The 23,789-nt window shown below is 63.4% G+C and carries 19 protein-coding genes; 4 read left to right on the plus strand and 15 right to left on the minus strand.

The features are described 5' to 3' along the window. Positions 1 to 61: 61 nt before the first annotated feature. The 7 genes from argC to VCB98_RS05950 form a co-directional block, all read right to left on the minus strand. Positions 62 to 1,114, minus strand: coding sequence for an N-acetyl-gamma-glutamyl-phosphate reductase (gene argC / locus VCB98_RS05920; protein WP_346050979.1), 1,053 nt, complete (start codon positions 1,112 to 1,114; stop codon positions 62 to 64). Continuing rightward, entirely contained in the window at positions 1,114 to 2,175 is a 1,062-nt protein-coding gene (locus VCB98_RS05925) for a hypothetical protein (RefSeq protein ID WP_346050980.1), read from the minus strand. The genes argC and VCB98_RS05925 overlap by 1 nt, the downstream gene beginning before the upstream one ends. A gap of 112 nt (positions 2,176 to 2,287) precedes the next feature. Continuing rightward, positions 2,288 to 3,526: an argininosuccinate synthase gene (gene argG, locus VCB98_RS05930; protein ID WP_346050981.1), complete on the minus strand. Its 1,239-nt coding sequence runs from the start codon at positions 3,524 to 3,526 to the stop codon at positions 2,288 to 2,290. Beyond that, positions 3,523 to 4,935 carry an argininosuccinate lyase gene (gene argH, locus VCB98_RS05935; RefSeq protein ID WP_346050982.1) on the minus strand — a complete coding sequence of 471 codons (1,413 nt, stop codon included), beginning with the start codon at positions 4,933 to 4,935 and terminating at the stop codon, positions 3,523 to 3,525. The genes argG and argH overlap by 4 nt, the downstream gene beginning before the upstream one ends. Further along, positions 4,925 to 5,875, minus strand: coding sequence for an acetylglutamate kinase (argB, locus tag VCB98_RS05940; protein WP_346050983.1), 951 nt, complete (start codon positions 5,873 to 5,875; stop codon positions 4,925 to 4,927). Before argB ends, argH begins: the two co-directional genes overlap by 11 nt. Next, complete coding sequence (locus VCB98_RS05945; RefSeq protein ID WP_346050984.1) at positions 5,872 to 6,894, minus strand: N-acetylornithine carbamoyltransferase; 1,023 nt, start codon at positions 6,892 to 6,894, stop codon at positions 5,872 to 5,874. The genes argB and VCB98_RS05945 overlap by 4 nt, the downstream gene beginning before the upstream one ends. After that, complete coding sequence (locus tag VCB98_RS05950; protein WP_346050985.1) at positions 6,882 to 8,093, minus strand: aspartate aminotransferase family protein; 1,212 nt, start codon at positions 8,091 to 8,093, stop codon at positions 6,882 to 6,884. Before VCB98_RS05950 ends, VCB98_RS05945 begins: the two co-directional genes overlap by 13 nt. 167 nt (positions 8,094 to 8,260) lie before the next feature. On the opposite strand from VCB98_RS05950, the gene VCB98_RS05955 reads away from it, so the two are divergent. Continuing rightward, positions 8,261 to 8,671, plus strand: coding sequence for an arginine repressor (locus VCB98_RS05955; RefSeq protein ID WP_346050986.1), 411 nt, complete (start codon positions 8,261 to 8,263; stop codon positions 8,669 to 8,671). Positions 8,672 to 8,697: 26 nt separating this feature from the next. Here the strand turns inward: VCB98_RS05955 and VCB98_RS05960 are convergent, their stop codons facing one another. The 3 genes from VCB98_RS05960 to VCB98_RS05970 form a co-directional block, all read right to left on the minus strand. Continuing rightward, complete coding sequence (locus VCB98_RS05960; protein ID WP_346050987.1) at positions 8,698 to 10,032, minus strand: GGDEF domain-containing protein; 1,335 nt, start codon at positions 10,030 to 10,032, stop codon at positions 8,698 to 8,700. Between the two features lie 157 nt (positions 10,033 to 10,189). Further along, positions 10,190 to 11,389 carry an amidohydrolase family protein gene (locus tag VCB98_RS05965; RefSeq protein WP_346050988.1) on the minus strand — a complete coding sequence of 400 codons (1,200 nt, stop codon included), beginning with the start codon at positions 11,387 to 11,389 and terminating at the stop codon, positions 10,190 to 10,192. After that, positions 11,386 to 12,693, minus strand: a complete 1,308-nt coding sequence (locus VCB98_RS05970; protein ID WP_346050989.1) for an amidohydrolase family protein — start codon at positions 12,691 to 12,693, stop codon at positions 11,386 to 11,388. Before VCB98_RS05970 ends, VCB98_RS05965 begins: the two co-directional genes overlap by 4 nt. Positions 12,694 to 12,870: 177 nt before the next feature. Here VCB98_RS05970 and VCB98_RS05975 point away from each other — a divergent pair, with 177 nt between their 5' ends. Beyond that, positions 12,871 to 13,911, plus strand: a complete 1,041-nt coding sequence (locus VCB98_RS05975; RefSeq protein WP_346050990.1) for an alpha/beta fold hydrolase — start codon at positions 12,871 to 12,873, stop codon at positions 13,909 to 13,911. A 307-nt stretch (positions 13,912 to 14,218) separates the two neighbouring features. Here VCB98_RS05975 and VCB98_RS05980 read toward each other — a convergent pair whose 3' ends face one another. Next, positions 14,219 to 15,709 carry a diguanylate cyclase gene (locus VCB98_RS05980; RefSeq protein WP_346050991.1) on the minus strand — a complete coding sequence of 497 codons (1,491 nt, stop codon included), beginning with the start codon at positions 15,707 to 15,709 and terminating at the stop codon, positions 14,219 to 14,221. 193 nt (positions 15,710 to 15,902) lie between these two features. Between VCB98_RS05980 and VCB98_RS05985 the strand changes: the two genes are divergently transcribed. Together VCB98_RS05985 and aceK are read left to right on the plus strand one after the other, a co-directional pair. Continuing rightward, on the plus strand, positions 15,903 to 16,514 hold the full coding sequence (locus VCB98_RS05985; protein WP_346050992.1) for a CPBP family intramembrane glutamic endopeptidase: 612 nt from the start codon (positions 15,903 to 15,905) through the stop codon (positions 16,512 to 16,514). Beyond that, positions 16,489 to 18,219: a bifunctional isocitrate dehydrogenase kinase/phosphatase gene (aceK, locus tag VCB98_RS05990; protein WP_406672228.1), complete on the plus strand. Its 1,731-nt coding sequence runs from the start codon at positions 16,489 to 16,491 to the stop codon at positions 18,217 to 18,219. Before VCB98_RS05985 ends, aceK begins: the two co-directional genes overlap by 26 nt. Before the next feature lie 10 nt (positions 18,220 to 18,229). Here aceK and VCB98_RS05995 read toward each other — a convergent pair whose 3' ends face one another. The 4 genes from VCB98_RS05995 to VCB98_RS06010 form a co-directional block, all read right to left on the minus strand. Then, a complete protein-coding gene (locus VCB98_RS05995; RefSeq protein WP_346050994.1) occupies positions 18,230 to 21,115 on the minus strand; it encodes a TolB family protein in 2,886 nt (961 codons plus the stop codon). A 7-nt stretch (positions 21,116 to 21,122) separates the two neighbouring features. Further along, positions 21,123 to 22,439 (minus strand): OmpP1/FadL family transporter, encoded by a 1,317-nt coding sequence (locus VCB98_RS06000; RefSeq protein ID WP_346050995.1) that lies wholly within the window; start codon positions 22,437 to 22,439, stop codon positions 21,123 to 21,125. Next, positions 22,387 to 23,175 (minus strand): M48 family metalloprotease, encoded by a 789-nt coding sequence (locus tag VCB98_RS06005; RefSeq protein ID WP_346050996.1) that lies wholly within the window; start codon positions 23,173 to 23,175, stop codon positions 22,387 to 22,389. Before VCB98_RS06005 ends, VCB98_RS06000 begins: the two co-directional genes overlap by 53 nt. 95 nt (positions 23,176 to 23,270) lie before the next feature. Further along, on the minus strand, positions 23,271 to 23,780 hold the full coding sequence (locus VCB98_RS06010) for an SH3 domain-containing protein (protein ID WP_346050997.1): 510 nt from the start codon (positions 23,778 to 23,780) through the stop codon (positions 23,271 to 23,273). Positions 23,781 to 23,789: the final 9 nt, after the last annotated feature.

The raw sequence follows: 23,789 nt of genomic DNA on the forward strand, positions 1-23,789 counted from the left end.
CCTGAGCAAGGCCACCGGAACCTGGGCCGGAACGCACCCCCGTCACCGACTTCGAAGGGCACTATCCCAACCCACTACTCTCATCCAACCCCAAAGCCAGATTCATGTTCTGCACCGCCTGCCCGGCCATCCCCTTGATGAGATTATCCAGCGCCGCCATCACCACCACCTGACCATCCCTCACCGCCAGGCCCAGATCACAGGCATTGGTGCCGATCACCGAATGTACTCGCGGCAAGTCGTCAACTAGTCGGATAAAGCGCCGTCCCTCATAGCTGGCCTGGTAATGCCGGCGCAGGCTTTCCTCGTCCATACCCGGTAGATAGGCCTGCACGGTAATGAAGATACCCCGCACCATCGGTGCCGAATGAGGCACAAAGCCCAGCTTAAGAGCATGGCCACCCTGGGCGGCCAGGGCACGGCGGATCTCGGCCTCGTGCTGGTGTTGCAAGGGCTTGTAGGCACGGAAATCATCGGCCCGTTCCGGGTGATGGGTGGTGGCGCTGGGATGGACCCCCGAGCCGCTGGAGCCGGTCACACCCGTGATGGCCAGCCAATCGGGGCTGGCCAGTTCCAGCAGGGGCTTCAAGGCCAGCTGCACGGCGGTGGCAAAACAACCGGGGTTGGCAATGCGCCGGGCACCGCGCAGGGCCTCGGCCTGATGCTCGCTCAAACCATATACCCATTGGCCCAGTGCCTCCGGTACCGGATGGGGCTGGCCGTAAGCCACCTGGTAGGCCTGGGCATCACCGAGGCGAAAGTCACCGGACAGATCAACGACGGTCGTCCGCGACAGCAGTTCACGATCGGCCAATGCCGCCGAGAAGGCGGACCAATCGCGCGCCAGAGAACCATTGGGCTGGGCCGAGAAGATGACCGGATAGTCGCTCGCGGCCAGGGTGTCGAGATCGGGCTTGGCGAGAAACTCGCCCTCGACAAAGCCCCGCAGCCGGGGGTGGGCGGCATGCCAGGGCTGGCCGGCATGGGAGCGGGAGACCGCCTGGACCTCGCCGACCGCGGGATGGGCATGCAGAATACGCAACAGTTCCCCACCACCGTAGCCGGCCGCACCCAGGATCAGGGCCGTAATCGGCCTGTTCGCCTGCCCCGCCATCAGGCCACCTGCCGCTCAGCGGCCCGCTCGCGAAGGCGGGCGAGGATATGATCCACCAGGCCCGCGCCATCCTGGCGGGCATTGTGGGCGGCAAGCCCCAGGTGATCGTGGATGAAACGCAGGCCGACGGCATTGTCGGTGGCCGGCCCTGTCACCACATCGGTCTCGATGCCGAAAGTGGTTCGCAGGTAATCCACCCCGCCGGCGACCCCCACCGGGTCATTGGCGCAGAAGACAAAGGCCGCGGCGAGTGCGCGTAATTCCGGGTCGGCCAGAATGGATTGCACCCCGTATTCGCCCATCACGCCATCGCCGGTCTCGGCCACGATCACATCGGGCCGATATTCGCCCAGGGCCGAGAACACCCGGTGGCTCAAGTCCGCGGCATTGCCCGGATCGGTGCCGACCGCGCCGGCATCGGTGAAATCCATCACCCAGGCGGCACCATAATCCCGCATCTCGAGAATGTCGCGCAGGGCCGAGATGCCGGTGAGCTTGCAGCCGGCCACCTTCAGCCCGGTCTGGCGCAGGCCCTTGATCAGGCGGGTAGCGGCAGCGGTCTTGCCGGAGTTCATGCAGGTCCCGGCCACATAGACCACCGGGCAGTCGGGTAGCCCGCCATCGCCGCCGACCCCGTGGGCGGCGACCCGGGCCGGTACCCCGCGCCGGGACTGGAAGTCCGGATAGACCATGACCTGGCCGAGCACCTCGAGCTCGAAGGGCGGACCCACTTCCGGGTTGTGGGAAATGCAGTCGCCGATCACCCCGCCCAGGTTGAGCAGTTGCAGGTGATCGCCGGCCATGACCTGCGTCGGCATGCGGCCTTCATAGCCATGCAGGGCATTGCGATGCCCCAGGGCACCGACGATGAGGTCACCGGCGTTGACCTGGTTGAGCCGGCCGAAGACATCTTCGAGCACGTTGTAGCTGTTCTTGTCATTGAGCACCCGCGCGGCAATCACCGAGCCGGGCTCCACCACGATCTCCCGCGACAGGGTCAGGGCACGGTCCAGGCCCAGGTTGCGGGTGACGGAGGCGATCTTGTCCACTTGAATACGCATGTTGCTGACTCTGGTTGGTCTCGCGCAAAGGCGCAAAGACGCAAAGGAAAACCAATTTGGGCTTGGGACGGGGCGGCGACATGGCTCACCCCTGACCCCTCACTCCTTACCCCTAACCACACTTCAGCCCTCGCAGCGGAGACTGTGCCTCCTGTGCCTCCTGGGCCGCCTGCCCCGCCAGGCGCTGGCCCACCCCATACACCCGCGCAAAGCCGCGGGCATCGTCACCGCTCCAGAGGTGATTGGCCTCGCCGTAGGCTGCCGTGTTGGCGTCCATGAGCGAGTAGGGTGAACGCTGACCAAGCACGGTCACCGCGCGCGGATGCAGGCGCAGGCGGACCTCGCCGCTGACCCGGGCCTGGCTGTGTTCAAGAAAGGCTTCCAGATCCCCCAGCAGGGGGTCGTAGGCCTGGCCTTCATGAATGAGGCTGCCGTAGAGGTCGCCGAGCTGGGATTTCCAGAACAGCTGCTTGCCCGACAGCACCAGTTTCTCCAGCTCCCGGTGGGCGGTGATCAGCAACAGCGCGGCACCGGCCTCGAATCCCACCCGGCCCTTGATGCCGAGAATCGTGTCGCCCAGGTGCACGCCGCGACCGATGCCAAAATGCTCGGCCATGACCGCCAGCTCATCGATCAGGGCCACCGGCGCCAGGGCTTCGCCATCAAGGCTCACCGGCACGCCTTGCTCGAAGGCGATGATCAACTCCCGGCTCTCGTCCGCCCGCGCCGCGGGCGCGCCCCCCGGCCAGGCGGATTCAGGCAGTTCCGGCCAGCTGTCCAGGGTCTCGGCACCGCCCACGGTGGTGCCCCAGAGCCCGGCATTGACCGAGTAGGTCCCGGTGGCCGGCGGGACCTCGATGCCGTGGGCGGTGAGGTAATCCACCTCCTGCTGGCGAGACAGGCCCTGGTCGCGGATGGGGGTGATGATGGGCAAGTCCGGTGCCAGGGACTGGAAGGCCACATCAAAACGAATCTGGTCATTGCCGGCCCCGGTGGAGCCATGGGCCAGGGCATCGGCACCGATGGCCAGGGCATGCTCGGCCACGGCCTCGGCCTGACAGACCCGCTCGGCGGACACGCACAGGGGATAGCTGTGCCCCCGCAGCACATTGCCGTAAATGAGAAAGCGCAGGAAGCGATGGAAGAGGGCCTCGCGGGCATCAATCACCCGATGCCCGGCCACGCCGGCGCGTTTGGCCGAGGCTTCGATGGCCGCCAGTTCCTCGCGGTCGAAACCGCCGGTGTCCACGGTCACGGTATGCACCGCCCAGCCCTGCTCACGCAGCCACAGGGCGCAATAACTGGTATCCAGGCCGCCGGAGAAGGCGAGTACGATCTTGCCCTTGTTCATGAATCATCACTCCACAATGCTTGAATGGATTGCTGCTGACGCCGGCGCAGGCAGGCCAGCCACTCCCGCCGACCGGCGATTTCGACCTCGCAGGCGCTGATGCCCGGGCGGGCCACGCCGCCGGTGTGGCTGCCGCTCAGGGCGTCGCGGTCGGGCTGGAAACGCTCGGCGAGAATCTCGCCGGCGACCTCCCCGTAGGCATCCCGGAAGGCCATGCCGGCTGCCGCCCGGCGGCAGGCCTCGTGGGCGGCATAAAGACCGTCGTCGCAGGCCTCGGCCAGCGCCTGCGGATTCACGCGCAGGCCCGAGACCAGCCGGGTGAGGACCGGGAGCAGCGACCGGGCCCGGCTTACCGCCCGCAACAGAGGGGCCTTCATCAGCTGGCTGTCACGGTGATAGCTGGAAGGCAGCCCCCCGGCCAGGTGTTCCAGCTGGGCGGCCGCCCCACGCAGTTCCCGGCAGCGGCCCCGGGCCAGTTCCACCACGTCCGGATTGCGTTTCTGGGGCATGATGGAGGACCCGGTGGTAAAGGCATCCGGCAGCTGAAAGAAGCCGTATTCCTCGGTGCTGAACAGGGCCAGATCCCACAGCCCCTTCTCCAGCACCCCGGCCACCGAGCCCAGCCAGTGCAGCACTGCCAGTTCGTGGCGGCCACGACTGTTGTTGACATCAATGGGGTTACGCTGGACCTTGCGAAAGCCCAGCAGCCGGGCGGTGTATTCACGATCGATGGCCAGGGGCACTCCGAAACCGGCCGCCGCCCCCAGGGGGCAGCGATCCAGTCGTTTCCACAACCCTTCCAGGGCTTCCAGCTCCTCCACCAAGCCCTCGGCAAAGGCCAGTGACCACTGCCCCACGCTGGAGGGCATGGCCCGGCGCATATGGGTATAGCCCGGCATGGGCGTGTCCAGGTGGCGCCCGGCGAGCTCGGCAAAGGCCCCGGCCAGGGCCACCAGGGATTCCCCCATGCCGAGCAGGGCATCGCGCAGATAGAGCCGCAGCGCCAGGATCACCTGGTCATTGCGGGAACGGGCCAGATGCACCCGCCGCCCGGCTTGCCCGGCCCGCTCCACCAGGGCCTGCTCCAAGGCAGTGTGGCCGTCTTCCTGGCTGGCATGGATCGGCAGCTCCCCGGCCAGGGCCTGACCATGCAGCAACCTGAGGGCATCCAGCAGACTCCCGGCATCCTCCGCCGAGAGCAGATCCACATGGGCCAGCATGCGCACATGGGCGGCACTGCCGATCACGTCCCAGGGCAGGATCAGGGGATCGAGAACGGGATCCTCGTCCACGGTGAAATCATGAATCACCCGGTCCAGGGGCAGGCCCTTGGCCCACAACAGATCGGCGCTTTCACTTTTTTCCGGCGCTTCGCTGGTGGCGAAGGCGCCGGCCTGTTCAGCCGACATGGGCCACCTCCCCGGGGGGTACCTGGCCGGCCCCGTCGTCGGCTGCCTCGGTTTCCGTCCCGGCATCCCGGTGGATCATGGTGCCGCTGCCCTCGTTGGTGAACACCTCTTCGAGCAGGGCATCGGCGCTCAGGCCGGAGACCAGGTGGACCCGGCCGACACCGTCCGCCAGGGCCTGGAGGATGGACTCGGCCTTGGGCCGCATGCCGTCACGGATGCGGCCGTCGGCGATCATGGCCTCAAGGCCCATGGGTCCGATCTCGGTCACCAGGCTGGCCGGGTCCTGACGGTCGCGCAGCAGCCCCGGCTGCTCCAGCAGATAGAAGAGTTTTTCCGCACCCAGGGCCACCGCCAGGGCCGCGGCCAGGCTGTCGGCATTGGTGTTGAACACCTGGCCCTGCTCATCGCCGGTGAGCGAGGCCACCACGGGCAAATGACCGGCGGCCAGCAGTTCCCGCAGCAGCGCGGGATTGACCGCCTCGATGTCACCCACTTCGCCGAAATCCACCCTCTCGCCGTCAACCGTCACCGGCGGACGGCGCCGGGCCCTGACCAGGCCGGCATCGACGCCCGACAGCCCCACCGGCGACAGGCCCGCGGCCCGCAGCTCGGCGAGCAGATCGGTCTGCAAGCGGCCAAGAAAACTCATCTTGGCCGCATCCAGCACCGCCGGCGAGGTCAGGCGGCGACCGCCCCTTTTCTCCACCGCCACCCCCATGGCGCGGCACAGTCCATCCAGATCACGGCCACCGCCATGGACCACGACCAGGGGAATGGAGAAACGCCAGAGGACCGCCAGCTGCTCGGCGATGCGACGGCGATGGGCGGGACGGGCGAGCAATACCCCGCCCAGCTTGATGACAAAGACCTGGTCCCGGAACTGATCGACATAGCGGGCCGCCGAGCGCAGGACCCGCCAGGGATTGAGATGGGGATTCATGCCGCACTCCTCTCCGTCAACGCGCTTTGCCCCAGGGCCATGTCCAGCAGCACGCGCTGGACATGGAAACGGTTCTCGGCCTGATCCACCACCGCGCTGGCGGGACTGTCCAGCAGCGTGGCGGCCACTTCCACGTTCCGGCGCACGGGCAGGCAGTGGAGCAGGCTGGCATCGGTCTCGGCGCGGGCCATCTGCGCCGGGCCGACCTGCCAGTCGGGATGGGCCTGCATCATGGCGGCCGCATCGCCGGCTGCCGGCAGCACCGGGCCCCAGGCCTTGGCATAGACTGCCCGGGAGCCCGCCAGCGCGGCGGCCTGGTCATGGCCGAGCTCGACCGAACCGCCGCTTTCCGCGGCCAGGGCCTCGGCCTGGGCCATTACCGGGCCGGGCAGCTCGAAGCCCGGCGGGTGGGCGATGCGGACCTGGCAGCCGGCCGCGGCCGCGGTGAGCAGAAAGGAATTGGGCACCGCCTTGGGCAGGGGCTTGATATGCGGCGCCCAGCTCAGGGTCACCGGCAGGCCCTTCAGGCTGCCGTAGCGCTCCCGCAGGGTGAGCACATCGGCCAGGCCCTGGCAGAGATGCTCGCGGGCCGACTCCATGCTAATCACCGGTACCGTGGCATGGGCCCGAAAGGCCCGTATCAGGGCATCGCCCTCGTCGACCTGATCATCCTGCAACTGGGCAAAGGCGCGCACCGCGAGCAGGTCCACATAGCGGGAAAGGACCGGGGCGGCCTCGCGCACATGCTCGGGCCGGTCGCCGTCCATGGCGATCCCCTCGCGGTGCTCCATGGCCCAGGCACCCTTGCCGGCCTCCAGTATCAGGGCCGACCCGCCACCGCGGGCCATCACCGCCTCGAAGGAGGCACGGGTGCGCAGGGAGGGATTGAAGAACAACATGCCCAGCAGCACATCACGCAGATGGGCGCCGGGCCCGTCCGCCTTCCAGGCCAAGGCCTGCTCAATCACCCGGGGCACGCCGGCAGTCCCCAGGTCTTCCAAATGGGTCAGATGTGGCATGACCGGCTTGCCTCCTTTGCCGGCTCAAACGGGACCGCATCCTGCCGAGCATCCGCACTGAAGGCGTGCACAGCGGTAATCAGGGTGGCCACCGCCCGGGGGCTTAGAGTCAGCGGCGGCATCAGACGCAGCACGCCGGGGTCGGCGGAGCCGCCCACCAGGATGTTCCGGGACTGCAGCCAGTCCTTGAGAGAGGCGGCCTGGGTGCCGGCCACCAGTCCGAGTAGTAGCCCGTGCCCCCGCACCGCGCTGACCACACTGCCCTTGAGGCCCCGCCGAATGGCCTGCTCGGCCTGAGCCGCACTGCACATGAGATGCTCTTCGCGGATGATCTTGAGCGTGGCAAGCAAGGCGGCACAGGCCAGGGGCCCGCCACCAAAGGTGCTGCCCAGATCCCCCGGCGCGAGCGTCCCGGCCACCGCCGGCTGCATCAGCACCGCGCCCATGGGCAAGCCCGAGGCCATCCCCTTGGCCAGGGTCATGAGATCGGGGCGAATGCCATGCAGGTCGGCGGCGAAGGGGGTGCCCAGCCGGCCCATGCCGGTCTGGATTTCATCGAAGATCAAAAGACAGCCATTGGCCCGGCACTTGGCCTCGAGCGCCCGCAACCAGGCGGTGTCGGCAGCGCGGACACCGGCCATGGACTGGATCGGCTCGACAATCACGGCAGCCACATCGGAGAAATCGGCGGCCGCCAGCGCGGCGTGATCGGCAAAGGGCAGCAGGCTGGCCTCGGCCCTCAGCCCCGGGGCCTTGGCGTGCAGCCCGGGCACATCGGAAACCGACAGGGCCAATTGCGTGCGGCCATGAAAGCCGCCCTCGAAGGCGACAAAGCGGTCACGACCGGTGAGCATGGCGGCAATCCGCAAGGCGTTTTCATTGGCCTCCGCCCCGCTGTTGCAGAAAAAGACCTGATCCAGGCCATCGGGGGCAAAATCGCAGAGGGCCTCGGCGGCCTGATCGCGCACCGGCAGCGAGGCGGCCATGGAATAGAAAGCCAGCCGGGCTACCTGCTCGCTGACCGCGGCCACCACGCGGGGGTGGCCGTGGCCGGTGAGGGCCACGCAATGGCCGCCGTAAAGATCCAGCCAGGCCTCGCCATCGGCGCCGAAGACCTGCTCATCCCGGCCGGCCACCAGCGGGAAGGGAAAGCCCGAATAGGTGGCCAGCAGGGCCGTGTGGTCCGCCAGTGGCGACATGATCTACCTCGTTGCATTGCAGGCGACCCGGGACGGGCCACACTTCTGAGTGGATACCATGCAACGATAAATGCATATATGCAAGACGGATCTGGAATTAATTGGGGAAAATACGGAAAAGATCTGATATTATTCGCATATTCACCTGAATATGCGGATTACATGCAATGGACACCGACCAGCAGATCCTGGCCATCATCGAAGCCGAGCCCATCCGCGACCAGGCCAGCCTGCTGGCGCGCCTGGCCGAACAGGGCATCCAACTCACCCAGCCAACCCTCTCCCGCCACCTGCACAAGCTGTCCATCCGCAAGCAGGACGGCCGCTACCGGGTGAGCCGGGAACCGGTCACCGTGCTGCCCCGCATGGACATCAGCCTGGTCCCACCCAATCTGGTGATCCTGAAAACCGATCCCGGCCATGCCCAGATGCTGGGCCTGCACCTGGACAAGCGACAGCCCGAGGGCATGGCCGGGACCGTGGCCGGTGACGACACCATTTTCATCGCCGCCGAAGCGGGAACGTCACTTGAAGATCTGCGTGAACGGGTATTGGATGTGTTCGGGCGGGATGGCTAGGACAGTTCAAGAGCAATGAGAAAATTTCAATCGGACACGACAATCCGATTACGGCCCTGGTCCTTGGCCTGATAAAGGCGTTGGTCGGCGCGGCGAAACAGAGCCTGCAGATCCATGTCCTCATCAAGGACCGCAACACCACCGCTGATGCTGAGGGACAGACCTGCTTGAAGCCGTTCCCAGGGATGGGACTGGACCGCTTCACGACATCGCTCGATGACCTGCCGGGCGCCATCCTCGTCCGCGTTGGGCAGGGCAATCACGAATTCCTCGCCGCCATAGCGGGAAACCAGATCGGTGCTTCGGGCCTCGTGCTGCAGTATCTCGGCAACGGTCATCAAGACCTTGTCACCCAGCTGATGAGAATAACGGTCGTTGACTTCCTTGAAGTGATCAATATCCATCAAGGCAATGGCAAGCGTGCCGCCATAACGTTGTAGCCGCTCTTTCTCCTGCCGGAGAAACTCATCCATGTGACGGCGATTGCACAGACCGGTCAGCTCGTCCTCGCGGCTGAGTCGTTCCAGCTTCTCCACCAGTTCCTGCTGCCTGACCCGCGCCATTTCCAGACGCTGATTCTGCGCCTCGATCTCGGCGGTGCGCTGCTGAACCTTCTCCTCCAGTCGCTGACGGCTGTCACTCAAACGCTTCACTGTGAACATCAATGCCATCAGCACGAAGAGATAGGAGAGGGTCAGCACCCGATCAGTGTTGATGGCAATCATCACCGTCAGCAGGCCAATCAGGGCCGCCGCCGGCTCCAGGGTATTGGCAAACCAGTCCACGGGAATGCGAATACGTCCATCGGTCAGGGCTACCCGGATGCGAACAAACAAGCCGTTGACCAGCTGCATGCTGACGATGGTAGCCGCCACCGGCAGAATCAGTGCCGGCGTCAAGGCACTCACCGGGGCACTGCCCCCGGCAAGACGAAAAGCCAGGCCACCGGCCAGGATGGTAAGAATGATCATGCCCGCATTATGGAGCGCCCGCAGCAAGGCCTGAGCCCGGCTATTCCCGGTCTGAGCGCGGATATGGAAGGGAAAAATCAACGACGCCACGGCATTGAATACCGCCGAGGCCGCCGGTCCCAGCAGCCAGATCAGACCGGCCTGAGTGATGCGGTCAAAACTGACATAGCCCAGGCGGGACGAGGGAAACCCCAGCAGAAGTATTGCCGGGCAGAGTGCGAACAGGACAACGATGTCCACCAGCGCCAGGGCGACAAAGGTCTCCCGGAGCAAGGCGGAGTCTCGGGAGAGGAGCGAGACCGCCAGGAGAAACAGACCCACGGCATAGAATGGATAAACGGACTTGCCATAGATCCTGAGCCAGGCTTGTAGTCGGGACGACAATGGCAAACCGGCCTCCTTGGCCTCAACGGCGGCAGTGTCCGAGTCCCGGATTGTTACCCTTCAGCGCCTGAAAGCCAAGTCCGCCCCCTCCAAGGGCCGACACACGGTGCCGGCCACTGCCTCGGACGGGGCCCCTGGCCAGCAACGGCCAGGGGCATTTCACTCAGCGACATTCCTCGGACACCAGCTCACCGGCGATAAAGACCTTGCACACCCGGCTCACGTACTCGAAGGGCTCACCGTCAAACAGCACCAGATCCGCCTGTTTTCCGACTTCGATACTGCCCAGGTCCTCATCCAGCCCCAGAATTCGGGCCGGGTTGAGGGTAATCGCAGCCAGGGCATGATCCACCCCCAGGCCATTGGCTGCGGCGATCGCCGCCTCGAACAGTACCACTCGGGCCTTGGGCACATAGGCCTCGTAACCCCCCTGAATGGCAAAGGGAATACCCGCCTCCTGCAACTTGGCGGCGGTATCAAAGGCGGCATTCATGCTCTCGCCACCGGTGCGGGTCATGGTGGGGTGAAGCAATACCGGCACGCCGGCCTCCCGAATCCTGTCCAGCACCAGATAGGCATCCGCCGCGCCTTCCAGCACCAGATCCAGGTCAAACTCCTCCGCCAGGCGCAGGGCGGTCATGATGTCCACGGCGGTGTTGGCATGCACCAGGGCCGGCAGCTCCCCCTCCAGAACCTTGAGCAGGGCCTGATTGCCCAGATCGGAGGGACGCTCGTCTGGGTCCTGACGACCATAGGCGCGGGCATCCTCGAAAGCCTGGCGAATCATGGCCACGCTCTTTGATCGAGTGCCGGGGGACTCGAAATGACGGGAGACACCGGCGCCAAGCGTGAAACTGACACCAGCCAGGGGGCGGATGACGGCATCATCCACGGTGTCTCCGCGGGTATAAACCAGCATGGTCTGCCCCGATACCAGGGCACCGGGCGCCGGCCCGGTGTGCAGGGTCGTAACCCCCAGGGAGCGCAACCATTCCACCAGCCCCTCGGAGGGGTTGTAGGCATCCAGGGCCCGCAATCCGGGCTGGATGGGCGCTGAGGTATCAAGCTGATCCTGATCGTCCGGCACGTTATACATGCCGGCCAGGCCGACCACGCTGCGGGCGTCAATCAGGCCCGGCGTCACAACCGCTGTCTCATGCACGGCATAGTCCGCCGGAATGTCGATCTCCTCCGCCGTTCCCACGGCCTGAATACGATCCCCATCCACCAGGACGATACCGTTCGGAATCACCTCGCCGGAGACCGTATGGACCTGCTCGGCCTTGATGGCGATACCGGCATGCAGGCTGGTACCGGCGAGGCCGGCAATGAGAATCAATGCGCTAATGGCTATCCGTTTCATTGCCCACCTCCCTGACCATGGCTGTGCAGACTGTCCCCACGGAACACTTCAGGGCCACCCGTGGCCCACTGGCGTTGCTCGGGATCATCGCGATCAAAGACCCGCTGGCCTTCCACCCAGGTTTCCAGGACATGGGTATGCACCGAGAGAGGATCGCCACTGAGAATGATGAAATCCGCATCCTTGCCGGCTTCCAGTGAACCCAGTCGATCATCCAGGCCCAACATGCGGGCGCCGGCCAGCGTCAGGGCTTCGATGGCCGCTTCCCGGGACATACCGGCACGTACGCCAAGACCGGCGGAACGCATGAACAGTCGTGAGTCGGTAATGAAGTCATCGGTATGGAAGGCGGTATCCACCCCCGCCTCTTCCAGGGCCGGTGCGGTCTTCCATAGCAGGTTGACCGCCTCGTGCTTACCACCCGGCGAATCGATCATGATGATGGAGGCGGGCGCATCGGCTTCGGCAATGCGCTCGGGCACTTTCCAGCCCTCGCTGACATGGTGCAGCACCGGGGTAAAACCAAATTCATCACCCAACCGCAGGGCGGTGATGATGTCATCGTGCCTGTGAGTATGGAAATGCACCGTCCGCTCACCATCCAGAATCTGCAGCAACGCCTCCATGCCAAGGTCCACATCCGGCTGACGGTCGGGATCATCACCCGCCCGTTCCTGGCGCCGACGGTAATCCCGGGCCTGACTGAACAGAGCCCGGACCATCTCGGCGGAACGGGCCCGGGTCCCGGGGAAAGGCCCACCCTGATCCCGAATGGGATTGGTGCCATTGGCCATCTTCATGCCGCCGCAGACACCGAAGGTGGCATCCTCGCAGAAGAGCCAGTCATCCACGGTCAGCGGATTGGCGCGCAGCTTGAGGTACAAGGTCTGCCCGCTCATCAAATGACCGGAACCGGGCATGACATTCATGGTGGTGATGCCGCCGGCCAGGGCACGGCGAAAACTGTGGTCGCGTACATTGACCGAATCCAGGGCGCGCACACCCGGGTGCAGGGCACCGGAACGATCGCCACCGGCGGGCCCGCCCACATGGGAGTGGGTATCCACCAGGCCTGGAAGAATCACCTTGCCGGAGACATCGCTCACCTGGGCATTGTCGGGAATCCGTACTTGGTCTGCGCTACCAACGGCGACGATCCGGTCTCCGTCGATCAGCAGGACACCATCCTCGATCACCGGTCCCGACACCGGATAAATGGTGGCACCGGTAAAGGCATGGGGTTCTGCATGGGCACTGCAGGCCGAAACCAGCACCCCCAGCAACAACAACAGGACTCTCTGCATTGCTCTTCTCCTTGGGCAGGGTCCGAGGGAAAAGGAAGGCCTGACAATAGCAGAAGTCCGAGTTCGGACAAATTCTGGACGGCGAGCGGCGAGCGGCGAGCGGCGAGCGGCGAGCGGCGAGCGGCGAGCGGCGAGCGAGAAGATGGTAGATTAAGGCGTATCCGGAGCAAACGGGCAATGAATATGAGCAAGCGATGTCACGCCATGCCTTTCTGGCTGGTCCTGTTATTACCCCTATGGCTGCTCAGTGGCTGCGCCCGGGCGCAAGTCCAGATGCCCGGGCCGGGGGAAGTGGAACCGGAGCTGGGCGAAGACCACTTCATTGCCGCCGATGCCTACGCCATGCCGCTGACACGCTGGCTCCCGGAGGGGGAAATAAAGCAGGTGGTACTTGCCCTGCATGGTTTCAATGACTTTCGCCAATCGCACCTGCCACTGGCCCGGAAACTCAGTGCCCGGGGCAGCGCTATCTATGCCTATGACCAGCGTGGCTTCGGCGCCACTGCCCAACGAGGCATCTGGCCGGGACAGGAGCGCCTGGTGGAAGATGCCCGCACGGCCCTTGCCCTGTTGTCGCAACGATACCCGGACAAGCCCCTGTATCTGCTTGGCGAAAGCATGGGTGCGGCAGTCAGTATTCTGACAACCACCGAGACAGAGGCTGCGCTTTCAGCCGATGCCCTCACACTGGATGGCATGATCCTGATGGCGCCGGCTGTCTGGGCCCGGGAAGAACAGCCCTGGTATCAGCGGCTGGGACTCTGGCTGGGCATTCGGGTGGCGCCGGGCATGAAGGTCGACAGTGACTGGGTGGCGGTGGAGCCCACGGATGATCCGGACTGGGCCGAGTACTGGGATGAACACCCCCTGGTGCTGCAACGCAGTCGCATTGACGCCCTTGAAGGCATTTCACTGCTCATGAGTGATGCCCTGGCAGCAAGTGAGAAGCTGAACATCAATAGTCTGGTGCTGTACGGCGGGAAAGATGAAGTGGTCCCCAAGGAGGCTATCTGCGCCCTGGTGAAACGCCTGCCCGAACCTGACGACGTCCCCTGGCGCATGGCCTACTACCCGGAAGGATGGCATTTCCTGGCTCGGGACAGCCGGGCTGATGAAACCCTGGAAGATATCACCGCCTGGCTGGAAGACCACGACGGGGCACTTCCCTCTGAACGAATGATCGCTCCGGCAGACTGGCGTCAGGCGCATTGCGAGTGAGGGCCTGATTTTGGGGAAGGTGCTTTGTAGCTGAATTGGCTTCGATTGGGGTGGTGCCTTTATGTTGTCGGTGACTTGGGCCGTCCTCGCGGCGAGTTTGGTTCAGTCTCATGCCTTGCTGCCATCTGAAGGCTTTTAATCGCGGCTAAAGCCGCTCCTACGGTGCCAATAGCAGCTGCCGAAGCCGCCGTGGGAGCGGCTTTAGCCGCGAATACATCGGCCGAATAGAAGACACTTTTCTCAGAAATCAGCATACACCTTCAGTAGGCACGGCCCAGGTGACCCCACCCAAAGGTAGGCTTCGGTCCTAAGCCTTCCGCCCCCGCCCGAAAAGCCCGCGAGGCGTGCCCCGCCGGATAATGAGGCGATTACGACCCTGGTGCTTGGCCTCATAAAGAGCCGCATCCGCCCGCAGCAGACAATCCAGGGCAGAGTCACCGGAGCCGGGCACCGCAGACCACAGGCCAATGCTCACTGTCAGGAAGGTACTTTGGCCCTCGAACGCCACCGGCTCGGAAGCCACCATGAGTCGAAAACGCTCCAGCTGCGCAATGAACTGCTCGGCATGATTCTCCTCGCAGAGCACAACGAACTCCTCACCCCCATAGCGAGCCACCGTCTCCGTGGCACGCTGGAAATACTCCCGCAACAGATCGGAAACCCGTCGCAGGCATTGGTCACCGAAAGCATGGCCAAGACTGTCATTGATCTGCTTGAAGTGATCAAGATCCAGCATGGCCACCGACAGCAATGACCGGTTGCGGCGACAATGGGCCAGGGCATGGGATAGGCGCACATCCAGATAGGCCCGATTGTAGAGCCCGGTCAGACTGTCCTTTCGGGTCAGCTCAGTCAGTTTGCGATTTGCCTGCTCCAGCCCCAGATTGACCGTGCGCAGACGATAGCCCCAGAAAAGACCAGCCAGAAAGATAAGCACCATGACCGCCAGCGCCCCGGCAAACAAGGTGTAATTGCGTCCTTCCTCAAACTGCACCTGATACCAGGCATTGATGATTTCCTGCCGATCACGGGGGGACAGGCTCGCTACAGCGGCCTCAAAGACCTCCGCCAGCATTGGCTCATCCTTGCGAGTCGCCACGGAGAGACGGGAATCCCCGTCGATACGGCCACTGATTTTCACATTCGGCGCCCGCATCTGCTGAATGGCATAACCGATGCTGGCCATATTGCCGAGCATGCCAAACAGCTGCCCACTCTGGACACCCGCTACGCCATCCTCGTAGCTATCCACCTCCACCAGATTGATCCCCGGGTATTGCTCACGATAGATCTCGACAAAACTGAAATCGCGCATGATCCCCAGAGGAAGATGACTGACCTTCGAGAGATCACTGATGTGACCGCGGCTATCCAGGGTGGCAATGACCGAGGGGGTTTCCAGATAGGGTTCGGTGAAATTCAGGAACTCGGCACGGCCACTGGTTTCCATGGCCAGCGGCAGCACATCGCAATCCCCCTGCCGAGCCCGCTGCAACGTCTCGGGCCAATCTTCCGTCTCCAGCAATTCCGTCTCGATGCCGGCCCGAGCGGTCATCAGATCCATGAAGTCCGCCCCCATGCCCACATGGCGGCCACGCCGGTCAATGGCTTCGAAAGGGAGCCAGTCGGGGTCCACACAGAGCCGCAAGGGCTGGTTCTCCTCCAGCCAACGGCGTTGCTCTGCCGTCAGCGGTACCCGATCGGCTGCAGGGATCTCACCCTCTCCCCCAGATGCCGGGGAGGCCAGGGTCATCGCAGTGGCGAGGCCCGCAAGGAGACAAATTGGTCGGAGATCCATTCCGCCCTCCTCTAGCACTCTGCATGATCGTGCTACCACCCGTGTCAGCAGGGATTGAAGCGGCCCAGGCTGAACAAGGTTGATCCAGGATCGAATCAGGAATTGCCCAGTTTGTGCTTTGAGTGTAGTTGAGAAACTGTCAAAGTAAGAGGGTAATCGATATTCCCTTCCAGCCCACTGAACGGAACGCACGATGGATCATAGCCGCGTGAAGGACGACCCACTGATTGCCGGACTGCTGTTTCAGGGCGGGCTGGTCATACTGGCCCTGATATTGGCCTGGCTGTTGAGCATCAACCTTGCCGAGCATCTTGATTTCTCGACCCAGGCCCTGCTGCTGGCGATACCGGCCACTCTGGTGATTTTCCTGGCCTTCGGCCTGCTCATCCCCTTTCGCTTCCAATGGGCCCGGGAGCTGGAAGAACAGGTACTCAAATTACTGCATGGACTGTTCCGGGGACATAGCCACGGCTGGGCCCTGCCTCTGGCCCTGCTGGCCGGCGTTGGAGAGGAACTGTTGTTTCGGGGCGTGGCCCAGACCTGGCTGCAGGAACACACCGCACCCTGGCTGGCAATCCTGATTCCAGCCGTGGTCTTCGGCCTACTTCATTTCTTGAGTACCGCTTACTTCATCCTGGCCACCCTGATGGGGATCTACATGGGCCTGCTTTATTACTGGAGCGGCAATCTCCTTCTGCCCATCCTGGTCCATTTCCTTTATGACTGGGTTGCCATCAGCTACTACCTTCGAAAACCACCACCGACGGATGAAAGCCCGGATGAGCAAGAGGCAGGCGGTGAGTAAGGAAGCTGAAAAAGCGTCGGGCCTGATCCTTGATGCCTTCGAGGACTATAACGCCCGTTTTTCGGATATCACCCGTCGCGCGGCCCGGCGATTTCAGCGAGGCGATCATGCGGGCATGCAGGCAGACACGGTGGAACGTATTGCCCTTTATGACCAGTGCATCCGTGAAACCCATGACCGCCTGGAACACAAGCTGGGCGGTCGTCTGTTATCCCGACGACTGTGGCAAGCAATCCGCGGCCGTTATGCCGAGGCGATCCATTCCCAGCTTGACGCCGAGCTTTACAAGACATTCTTCAACACCCTGAGTCGGCGCCTGTTTCATACCCGGGGTGTGGCGCCTGATATCGAGTTCGTGGCCCTGGATATTGAACCCACGGATCAGATAAGTCATCCGGTGGCCAGGGACCATTTCGCAGTTTCCACCTCTCTGGAGGAGGCCTGGCAAAGGGTTCTTCTCAGCGGACCATTCCGCCTCCCCCATTGGGACAGGGATGAAGATGCCCGCCTCCTTTCAGACAGGTTGATGGAAAGGATGAAGGCCCTGGGGGAGGAGCGGGTGGTGGCCATTGAACTGCTGCAAACGGTCTTCTACCGGGATGGTCGTGCCTACCGGGTGGGGCGGATATTCGGGGAAGAACGCTATCTGCCCTGTGCCCTGGTGATGGTCAACCGACAAGGTCGTCTGCAGGTTGATGCATTACTTACCGGGCATCAGGAACTGAGCATCCTGTTCGGCTACACCCACAATTACTTCCTCGCCGATCTGCCTACCGTGGGCGATGCGGTGGTATTCCTGCGCACCATTCTGCCCCACAAGCCGCTGGATGAACTCTACACCGTTCTCGGCCGCATCAAGCAGGGCAAGACAGAACGATATCGCCACTTCTTTCGTCACCTGCAGGCAACACCCGAGGAAAAACTGGTTACCGCCGCCGGCACTGCCGGCATGGTCATGCTGGTATTCACCCTCCCTTCCTATCCCCTGGTCTTCAAGGTCATTCGTGATCACTTCGGCCCCGCCAAACCCTTTGGACGGGCTCGAGTGATTGAGCGATACCGCATGGTCTTTCGTCATGAACGGGGCGGCCGCCTGGTGGATGCCCAGAGTTATCGACACTTGCGCTTTCCTCGCGAGCGCTTCGACCCGGACTTTCTGGACCAGTTGCTTTCCGCCTGCGGGCAATCAGTCACTGAGGATAATGGGGACCTGATAATCAGCCACTGCTATGTGGAGCGCCGGGTCACGCCGCTGAACCTGTATCTGCCCGGCGCCGACCAACAGGAGCAGAAAAGGATCATCCATGATTACGGCCAGGCCCTGGTGGACCTGGCCCATGCCGACATCTTCCCCGGCGACCTGCTACTGAAAAACTTTGGTGTGACTCGCAATGGTCGGGTGATCTTTTATGACTACGATGAGATCCGGCGTATCAGTGAGTGCCGCTTTCGGCCTATCCCCAGAGCCAGGGACGAAGTGGAAGAACTGAGTGATGAAACCTGGTACACGGTCAGCGAGGGGGATGTCTTTCCGGAACAGTTCCCAAGCTTCATGGGGCTGACGGCGGAACAACTGTCATGGCTACAGGAAAGCCATCCCAGCCTGTTTGATTATCGTTGGTGGCAGACCCTGCGCGAGCAGCTCCACCAGGGATTGCCCAGGGAGTATCCGGCCTACCCCGAGCAGTCTCGCCTGTGCCGCTGAGCACACACTTTCACCAGTCATAACGCATGTTGATCCAGGCCCGGTTGCGGAAACGCAGGGGATCACCCTGGATGCGTGCCAATCCAAACTCGAGACGTGCATTACGAATTTCAGGCAGTGCCATCAAACCGGAAGGCATGCCGAAAGAGAATTCCAGACCAGTGATCTCCAGCCAGTCTCCTTCACTGGCGCTACTTTCACCAAGACGGTGCCTGCGATGAAACAGGCGCCGGGTATCCCGCCGGTCACGAAACTGCAGGGTCTGGCCCTGATATTCCCGGCCATTCGACAAGCCCAGGGGCAAGGCCGGTTCGAAAATACGCAGGGGCAAACTACGGGGTTGATGGCTTGTACTCACCAGGCCGCCTAGCTGCAGGGACTCCACTTCAGCCGAAAGGCTGCGCCGCTGCCATGCCAGCTCCAGCAAGCCTTCGGCCTGGCCTACTGCCAGAGAGGCATGCAGGCCGGAGAGGTCCCAGTCCTGCCCGTCGCTGCTACCTTCGTAATAGCTGCCGTTAACACGAAGATCCATACGCCAGTTTTCCCGCCGCGGATACCAGCGGCCACCTGCCGTAAGCCAGGCCCAGTCACGATCAAAACGGTCGCCATCCTGTTTCGCCCGGGTCATCGCCAGACCGGCTTCCGCGGACCCGGCCAGACTCTGTCCGCCCCGACCCAATCGGCTGCTGAGCAGAAAACCGGTCTGCTCCTGGGCCTGGACCAGCTCGGCCTGTTGATAGCGAATCTCGCGCAGCGCGGCCGGATCATCGGCCTGATGGAACAGGGCGCCGCGCAGGGTTGCCGGCCACCCCGCATAATGAGCGGCCAACACCGCTCCTTCCCGACTGCCCCGAGTGGAGGCGGACAGGGCGGCCAGCCAGTCGACCCGCCCCACCAGATCACCGCCCTTCACGCCCAGGTCAAAACCGGTGTCGTTACGGTCCCAGCGCAGATTGAGCATTGCGCTGGCAAACTGCGGGCCCAGGCCATAGTCACGGGACTCCACCGCTTCCACAGCCGGCGGGGCGCGCCGCTGGAGGGATTGCGGTGTCAGTGTTACCGGCGCATGCAGAGCCAGTTCAGGCAATGGCGGCGGCGCCTCGCTGTCCAGCCAGCGCAGCTTGGGCTCATGGGCATCCACTTCCAGATAGAGCAGTGCCTCACGGCCAGGTACCGGCAAAGGTGAGGTGGCGACTTTGGCGCCCAGGCGCCGCCATTGCCGCTCATCGCTGTCGATGGCAAGGCGCTCAATGCCAATCAGGCCCCGGTAACCACGAGCGTAATAAAGGTACTCACCATCTGGCGTAAAGGCGGGGCGGGAGAGATAACCGCCGGCCTCGGCCTGAAGCAGTTCCCGACTCTCTCCCCCGGGCATCATCCGCTCCATCAGCGTCCAACGGCCCTGCTGGTGGCGCAGGTAGACCAGACGGCTGCCATCCGGCGACAGCCGCGGAAAATCATGGACCTGGTCCAGCCGCGCCTCTCCCAGGGGCGATATGTCCCCGCTATCCAACGCCACCCGCACCAACTGGGAGTGGCCATTTCGCAAACGAACCGCAACGGCCCAGTCACCACTCGGCGCGGGCTCCGGCCGACGCAGATGAGCCTGCCGGGTCAATTGCTCCACCTCTCCGGTAGACAGATGCCAGCGATACAGCTCATGAATCAGGCGGCCCTGACCATCGGGTGTGGCCGCCGTGAACAGCAAACCTTCGCCATCAGGCAGCCAGCGGGGATCCCGGGGGCGGAGATTATTGGGCAGGACCAGGCGATGTTTGCTCTCACGGGGCAGGGATTCCGGCTCTACCGCGGCGACATCATCAGGGTCCCGTTCCAGTTGTTCTTCCTGCCGTCGCTGCCAATCCTCGAAGGCCGATTCATTGTCGTCCAGGGCATAGACATGCAGGGCGGGTTTGCCATTGCTCTTACTGCGCACCAGGGCCAGATAATCACCCTCCGGTGATACCGCCGGGTGCCCGAGGGAACCCGAGAAGCGCTGCCAGAGCGCATCCTCCGCCGCCGGCAGTTGTTCCTCCACTTCCAGGGCCCGGCGAGTGACCTCGGCGGTAAAGCGATGATAAAGGCGAGCGGGGGATTCACCGAAGACGCCACGAAAGTTCTCGCTGAAACTGCGGCGATTACTGGATGTCATCCGCGCCCAGAGATCACGAAAGGCCTGCTCACCCTCACGGTCTTCCAGCCATTGAAAGAAGGCAGCACCCACCAGATAGACCTGATTGCTGTCATTCCAGCCCGCCACGGGACGGCGGCTCAGGGCCCCGTAGCCGGGCAGTTCACCGGCCAGGGCCCAGGCCCGGATCCGGCTTGCGCTCCAGTCGCTATTGGGACGCCCGGTCCCGGTGAGCTGGCCCTCCAGATAAGTGGCATAACCCTCTATCACCCAGAGCGGTACTTCGGCAAGATGGGCGGTATCGAAAGGCAGCCACCAGCGGTTCATCCTCTCGCCGGCGGTGGTCCGCAGGGGCCGGGACAGATGGGCCAGATGAACATGCTCATGGATGATGAGAAGCTCGGGCCAGTCGGAATAGTGGCCCAGTAACTCATCCGACAGGGGCGGGGTCGTGAACAGGACCATGCGGCTACGGCCGGTGAGTGGAATGGCCATGCCGGCCGCGCTGTTCAGGGGATCAGCAATGAGCACATCCACCGGCCCTGCCGGCGCATGGCCCACTCGCTCATGGACCTCATCGGCAACGGCTTCCAGGCGAGCGGCAGCCCGCCTAGCCCAGGGCTCGGCCTCGGCCTCGAAATGCAGGCGAAAGCCGTCGGTTTCCAGGCTGCGCCAATCCCCCTCCGGCGTCGCCGCCAACAGCGGGCCGGAGAGGCCAAACAGGGACAGTGCAAGCGCGGCGAGCGGGCCGCTGGGGTGACTCACTGCTGCCTCAGAAGGTATAGGAGCTGGACATGAATATGGTCAGGTTCTCCGCTGTGACATCCTGAGGATCTCCGCCCGGCAAAACCCGGCCCTGACCACTGCCATGGGCATAGCCCAGCCCCAGGTCCAGGGAAGAGTTACGGGTAAAGCGGGCAATACTGGCGCTGATCCCATAAAGATTGACGTGATCATGTTCCACCACATTGGCCGGGGTATTGGCACGATTGGAGAATATGCCACCGCGCAGGGCCCAGGTATTGCTCAGGTAGTACTCGGTGCCAATGGCAAAGTTCCAGACCTCCTCCACATCCCGCCCTCCTCGGGCTGAATCCCGGAAGCTGCTGTGATAACTGACGTCTGCACTGATCATCCAGCGAGGGCTGTGAAACCAGGCAGCCCCAAGCCGCAGTTCCCAGGGATGGTCCCGGGTTTCGCTGTCGCGAAAGATACGATAGTCCACGGCGCCCTCCGGACAAAGATCCAGATCCGACTGGGAACTGCCGATACAGCTAAAACCCAGGAAATTGGAGGCAGACAAGACATGGGTATGGCGCAGGCTCGCGCCCAGGGACAGGCGCCCTTCCGGTTCCCACATGATGCCGATTACCGGTTTGACGCCCCACTCGTCATTCTGATTCTGTCGGTACCGCCATTCCAGGTCCGCATCCGGATCACCAGGCCCCGTACCTTCATCCAGCACCACGATCTGGTTAACCACTTCTTCCTGGTCACGAAAATGGAAATAGAAACTGGCGCCGATGGACCAGTCATCATTCAGTCTGATGGCGTAGCTGGGGCCCAGCTTGTAGACCCACTGGGTGTCATTAAGGTTAATGATGAAGCGATCAAGATTGGTCCCCACATCGGAAAAGACCTGGTCCTGATCTTCCTGGATGGCGTCGGTCACCACGAAGGAGAAGCCAAACACCCCGGGGCCCATTGGCTGGGTAATACCGAAAAAGTTGGGAATCAGCGTGCCGGATTCCCGCACCCAGTCCCGACCCTCGCCAAAGACATCCTTGTACGTGGTGTGCGTGCTGTGCCAGGCATTGACGCTGCCGGAGAGATTCAACTGATCGGCGTGGATAATGCCGGCGGGATTGTAATATAGCCCGGAGGGATCGTCGGACACGGCCGTGTAGGCACCCCCCATGGCGGCCGCTCGGGTACCAACCAACACATCGCGGTAGTGAAACTCATCTGCCATTGCCCCACCGGCCAGCACCATGCCCAGAAACCCGGCGATGGCCCCGGTGGCGAAAGACCCCCGCTCAGGGGCGATGTTGCTCAAACCGTGCTTGGAATCGATTCTGCTCAGGCCCACGTAGCCCCTCCTCTTGCAGTAAAACCCGAATCCGTTCAAGCCGTTCACCGGCGGCGGGATGGGTATCGCTCAACTCATCCGCGGCCCGCGCCCCCTCCAACTCACTCAAACGAGACAGAAAGCGACTGAAACCTTCCGCATCATAGCCCGTCCGGGCAGCCGTGCGCACACCAAAGCGGTCGGCCTCGAACTCGTCCTCGCGCTGAAGCCCATCCTCGAACAGCAATTCCACCACTCGGTCCACGGCCTGGGAGAAGAACACCTGGGTCGCCTCGGTGGCGCCACCAAAGAAACGGGTGAGGCCGGCCATGGGGGAGGCTTCCGGCGCCCGAATATTCAAGGCCTCCACGATATGCCGCCGGTCCACATGGGCGACTTCGTGGGCCAGCACCCCGGCCAGTTCGGCCTCGTCTTCCATTAGGGCCAGTGCCGCCGAGGTCACAAAAATGTAACCGCCCGGTGCGGCATAGGCATTTACCTGCTCACTGTCGATAACACCGAAGTAGAAATCGAGATCGGGCCGATCGCCGTGGAGGGCGACTGCCCGCCCCACCAGATTGACATAGCGCTGCAGGGCGGGATCATCCACCAGCTTGTGCCTGGCCAGAATTCGGGCGGCCACTTCACGACCCACGCGGATCTCCGCCCGCTCATTGGCTTCCGCCGCTTCCACCGGCTGAATCTGGTGCAGCCGCGCCCGGGGCGGATGTTCGGCCAGCACCGGGGCCAGAGGCATGAGGATCAAACTCAGCGCGAGCAACGGGGACAGACACCGCCAGGTCCTGCGACCCGGTTCGGCTCCGGAATCCTCCGCTTTGATCGCTGAATACTTCACTCCTCAACATCCTCCTCGGCGGCCATCAAAAACTGGATGGCATCGTCCGCGCTGACACCCATCTCTTCCAGGGCACGCAACTGCTCAATGTCCAGGTCGGGGTCATCCAGCAGACGCTCTTCCTCCTCCACCCCGCGGATGGCCCCCGCCGTGGTCACGGCAGACGCCCGTCGCCGCGGACTGGCCTCCAGCTCGGCTGCCTCATCCGCCCGGCTCTGCCGACGGCTGGGCGGGGTATCCCGCAGGACCAGATTGGGCATCCAGCCCTCAAGGTCTTCCTGCTGGACACGATACCAGCGTTCGGTGCTTTCCAGCACTTGTACTTGATCACCTTGCGCCAGCCGGCTGAGCGGATCGCCACCCAGGCCAGGCTCCTCGAACACCGCGGCATTATGCGTTTGCACATACATCAGCTTAGCGGCTTGCTCCGCAGATCCCTCGTCATCGGCCAGGGCCAGGCCGGCCCACAGTAGCAGCAGGCCCAGTCCCCATCGTTTCATATTCATTTGCAATTC

The organism is Natronospira elongata (genome assembly GCF_034931365.1).
GTDB classification, from domain to species: Bacteria; Pseudomonadota; Gammaproteobacteria; order Natronospirales; family Natronospiraceae; genus Natronospira; species Natronospira elongata.

Coding starts and splice junctions, on each gene's coding strand:
- argC (WP_346050979.1), bottom strand. CDS start 1,114: ATGGCGGGGCAGGCGAACAGGCCGATTACGGCCCTGATCCTGGGTGCG.
- VCB98_RS05925 (WP_346050980.1), bottom strand. CDS start 2,175: ATGCGTATTCAAGTGGACAAGATCGCCTCCGTCACCCGCAACCTGGGC.
- argG (WP_346050981.1), bottom strand. CDS start 3,526: ATGAACAAGGGCAAGATCGTACTCGCCTTCTCCGGCGGCCTGGATACC.
- argH (WP_346050982.1), bottom strand. CDS start 4,935: ATGTCGGCTGAACAGGCCGGCGCCTTCGCCACCAGCGAAGCGCCGGAA.
- argB (WP_346050983.1), bottom strand. CDS start 5,875: ATGAATCCCCATCTCAATCCCTGGCGGGTCCTGCGCTCGGCGGCCCGC.
- VCB98_RS05945 (WP_346050984.1), bottom strand. CDS start 6,894: ATGCCACATCTGACCCATTTGGAAGACCTGGGGACTGCCGGCGTGCCC.
- VCB98_RS05950 (WP_346050985.1), bottom strand. CDS start 8,093: ATGTCGCCACTGGCGGACCACACGGCCCTGCTGGCCACCTATTCGGGC.
- VCB98_RS05955 (WP_346050986.1), top strand. CDS start 8,261: ATGGACACCGACCAGCAGATCCTGGCCATCATCGAAGCCGAGCCCATC.
- VCB98_RS05965 (WP_346050988.1), bottom strand. CDS start 11,389: ATGAAACGGATAGCCATTAGCGCATTGATTCTCATTGCCGGCCTCGCC.
- VCB98_RS05970 (WP_346050989.1), bottom strand. CDS start 12,693: ATGCAGAGAGTCCTGTTGTTGTTGCTGGGGGTGCTGGTTTCGGCCTGC.
- VCB98_RS05975 (WP_346050990.1), top strand. CDS start 12,871: ATGAATATGAGCAAGCGATGTCACGCCATGCCTTTCTGGCTGGTCCTG.
- VCB98_RS05980 (WP_346050991.1), bottom strand. CDS start 15,709: ATGGATCTCCGACCAATTTGTCTCCTTGCGGGCCTCGCCACTGCGATG.
- VCB98_RS05985 (WP_346050992.1), top strand. CDS start 15,903: ATGGATCATAGCCGCGTGAAGGACGACCCACTGATTGCCGGACTGCTG.
- aceK (WP_406672228.1), top strand. CDS start 16,489: ATGAGCAAGAGGCAGGCGGTGAGTAAGGAAGCTGAAAAAGCGTCGGGC.
- VCB98_RS06005 (WP_346050996.1), bottom strand. CDS start 23,175: ATGCCTCTGGCCCCGGTGCTGGCCGAACATCCGCCCCGGGCGCGGCTG.
- VCB98_RS06010 (WP_346050997.1), bottom strand. CDS start 23,780: ATGAATATGAAACGATGGGGACTGGGCCTGCTGCTACTGTGGGCCGGC.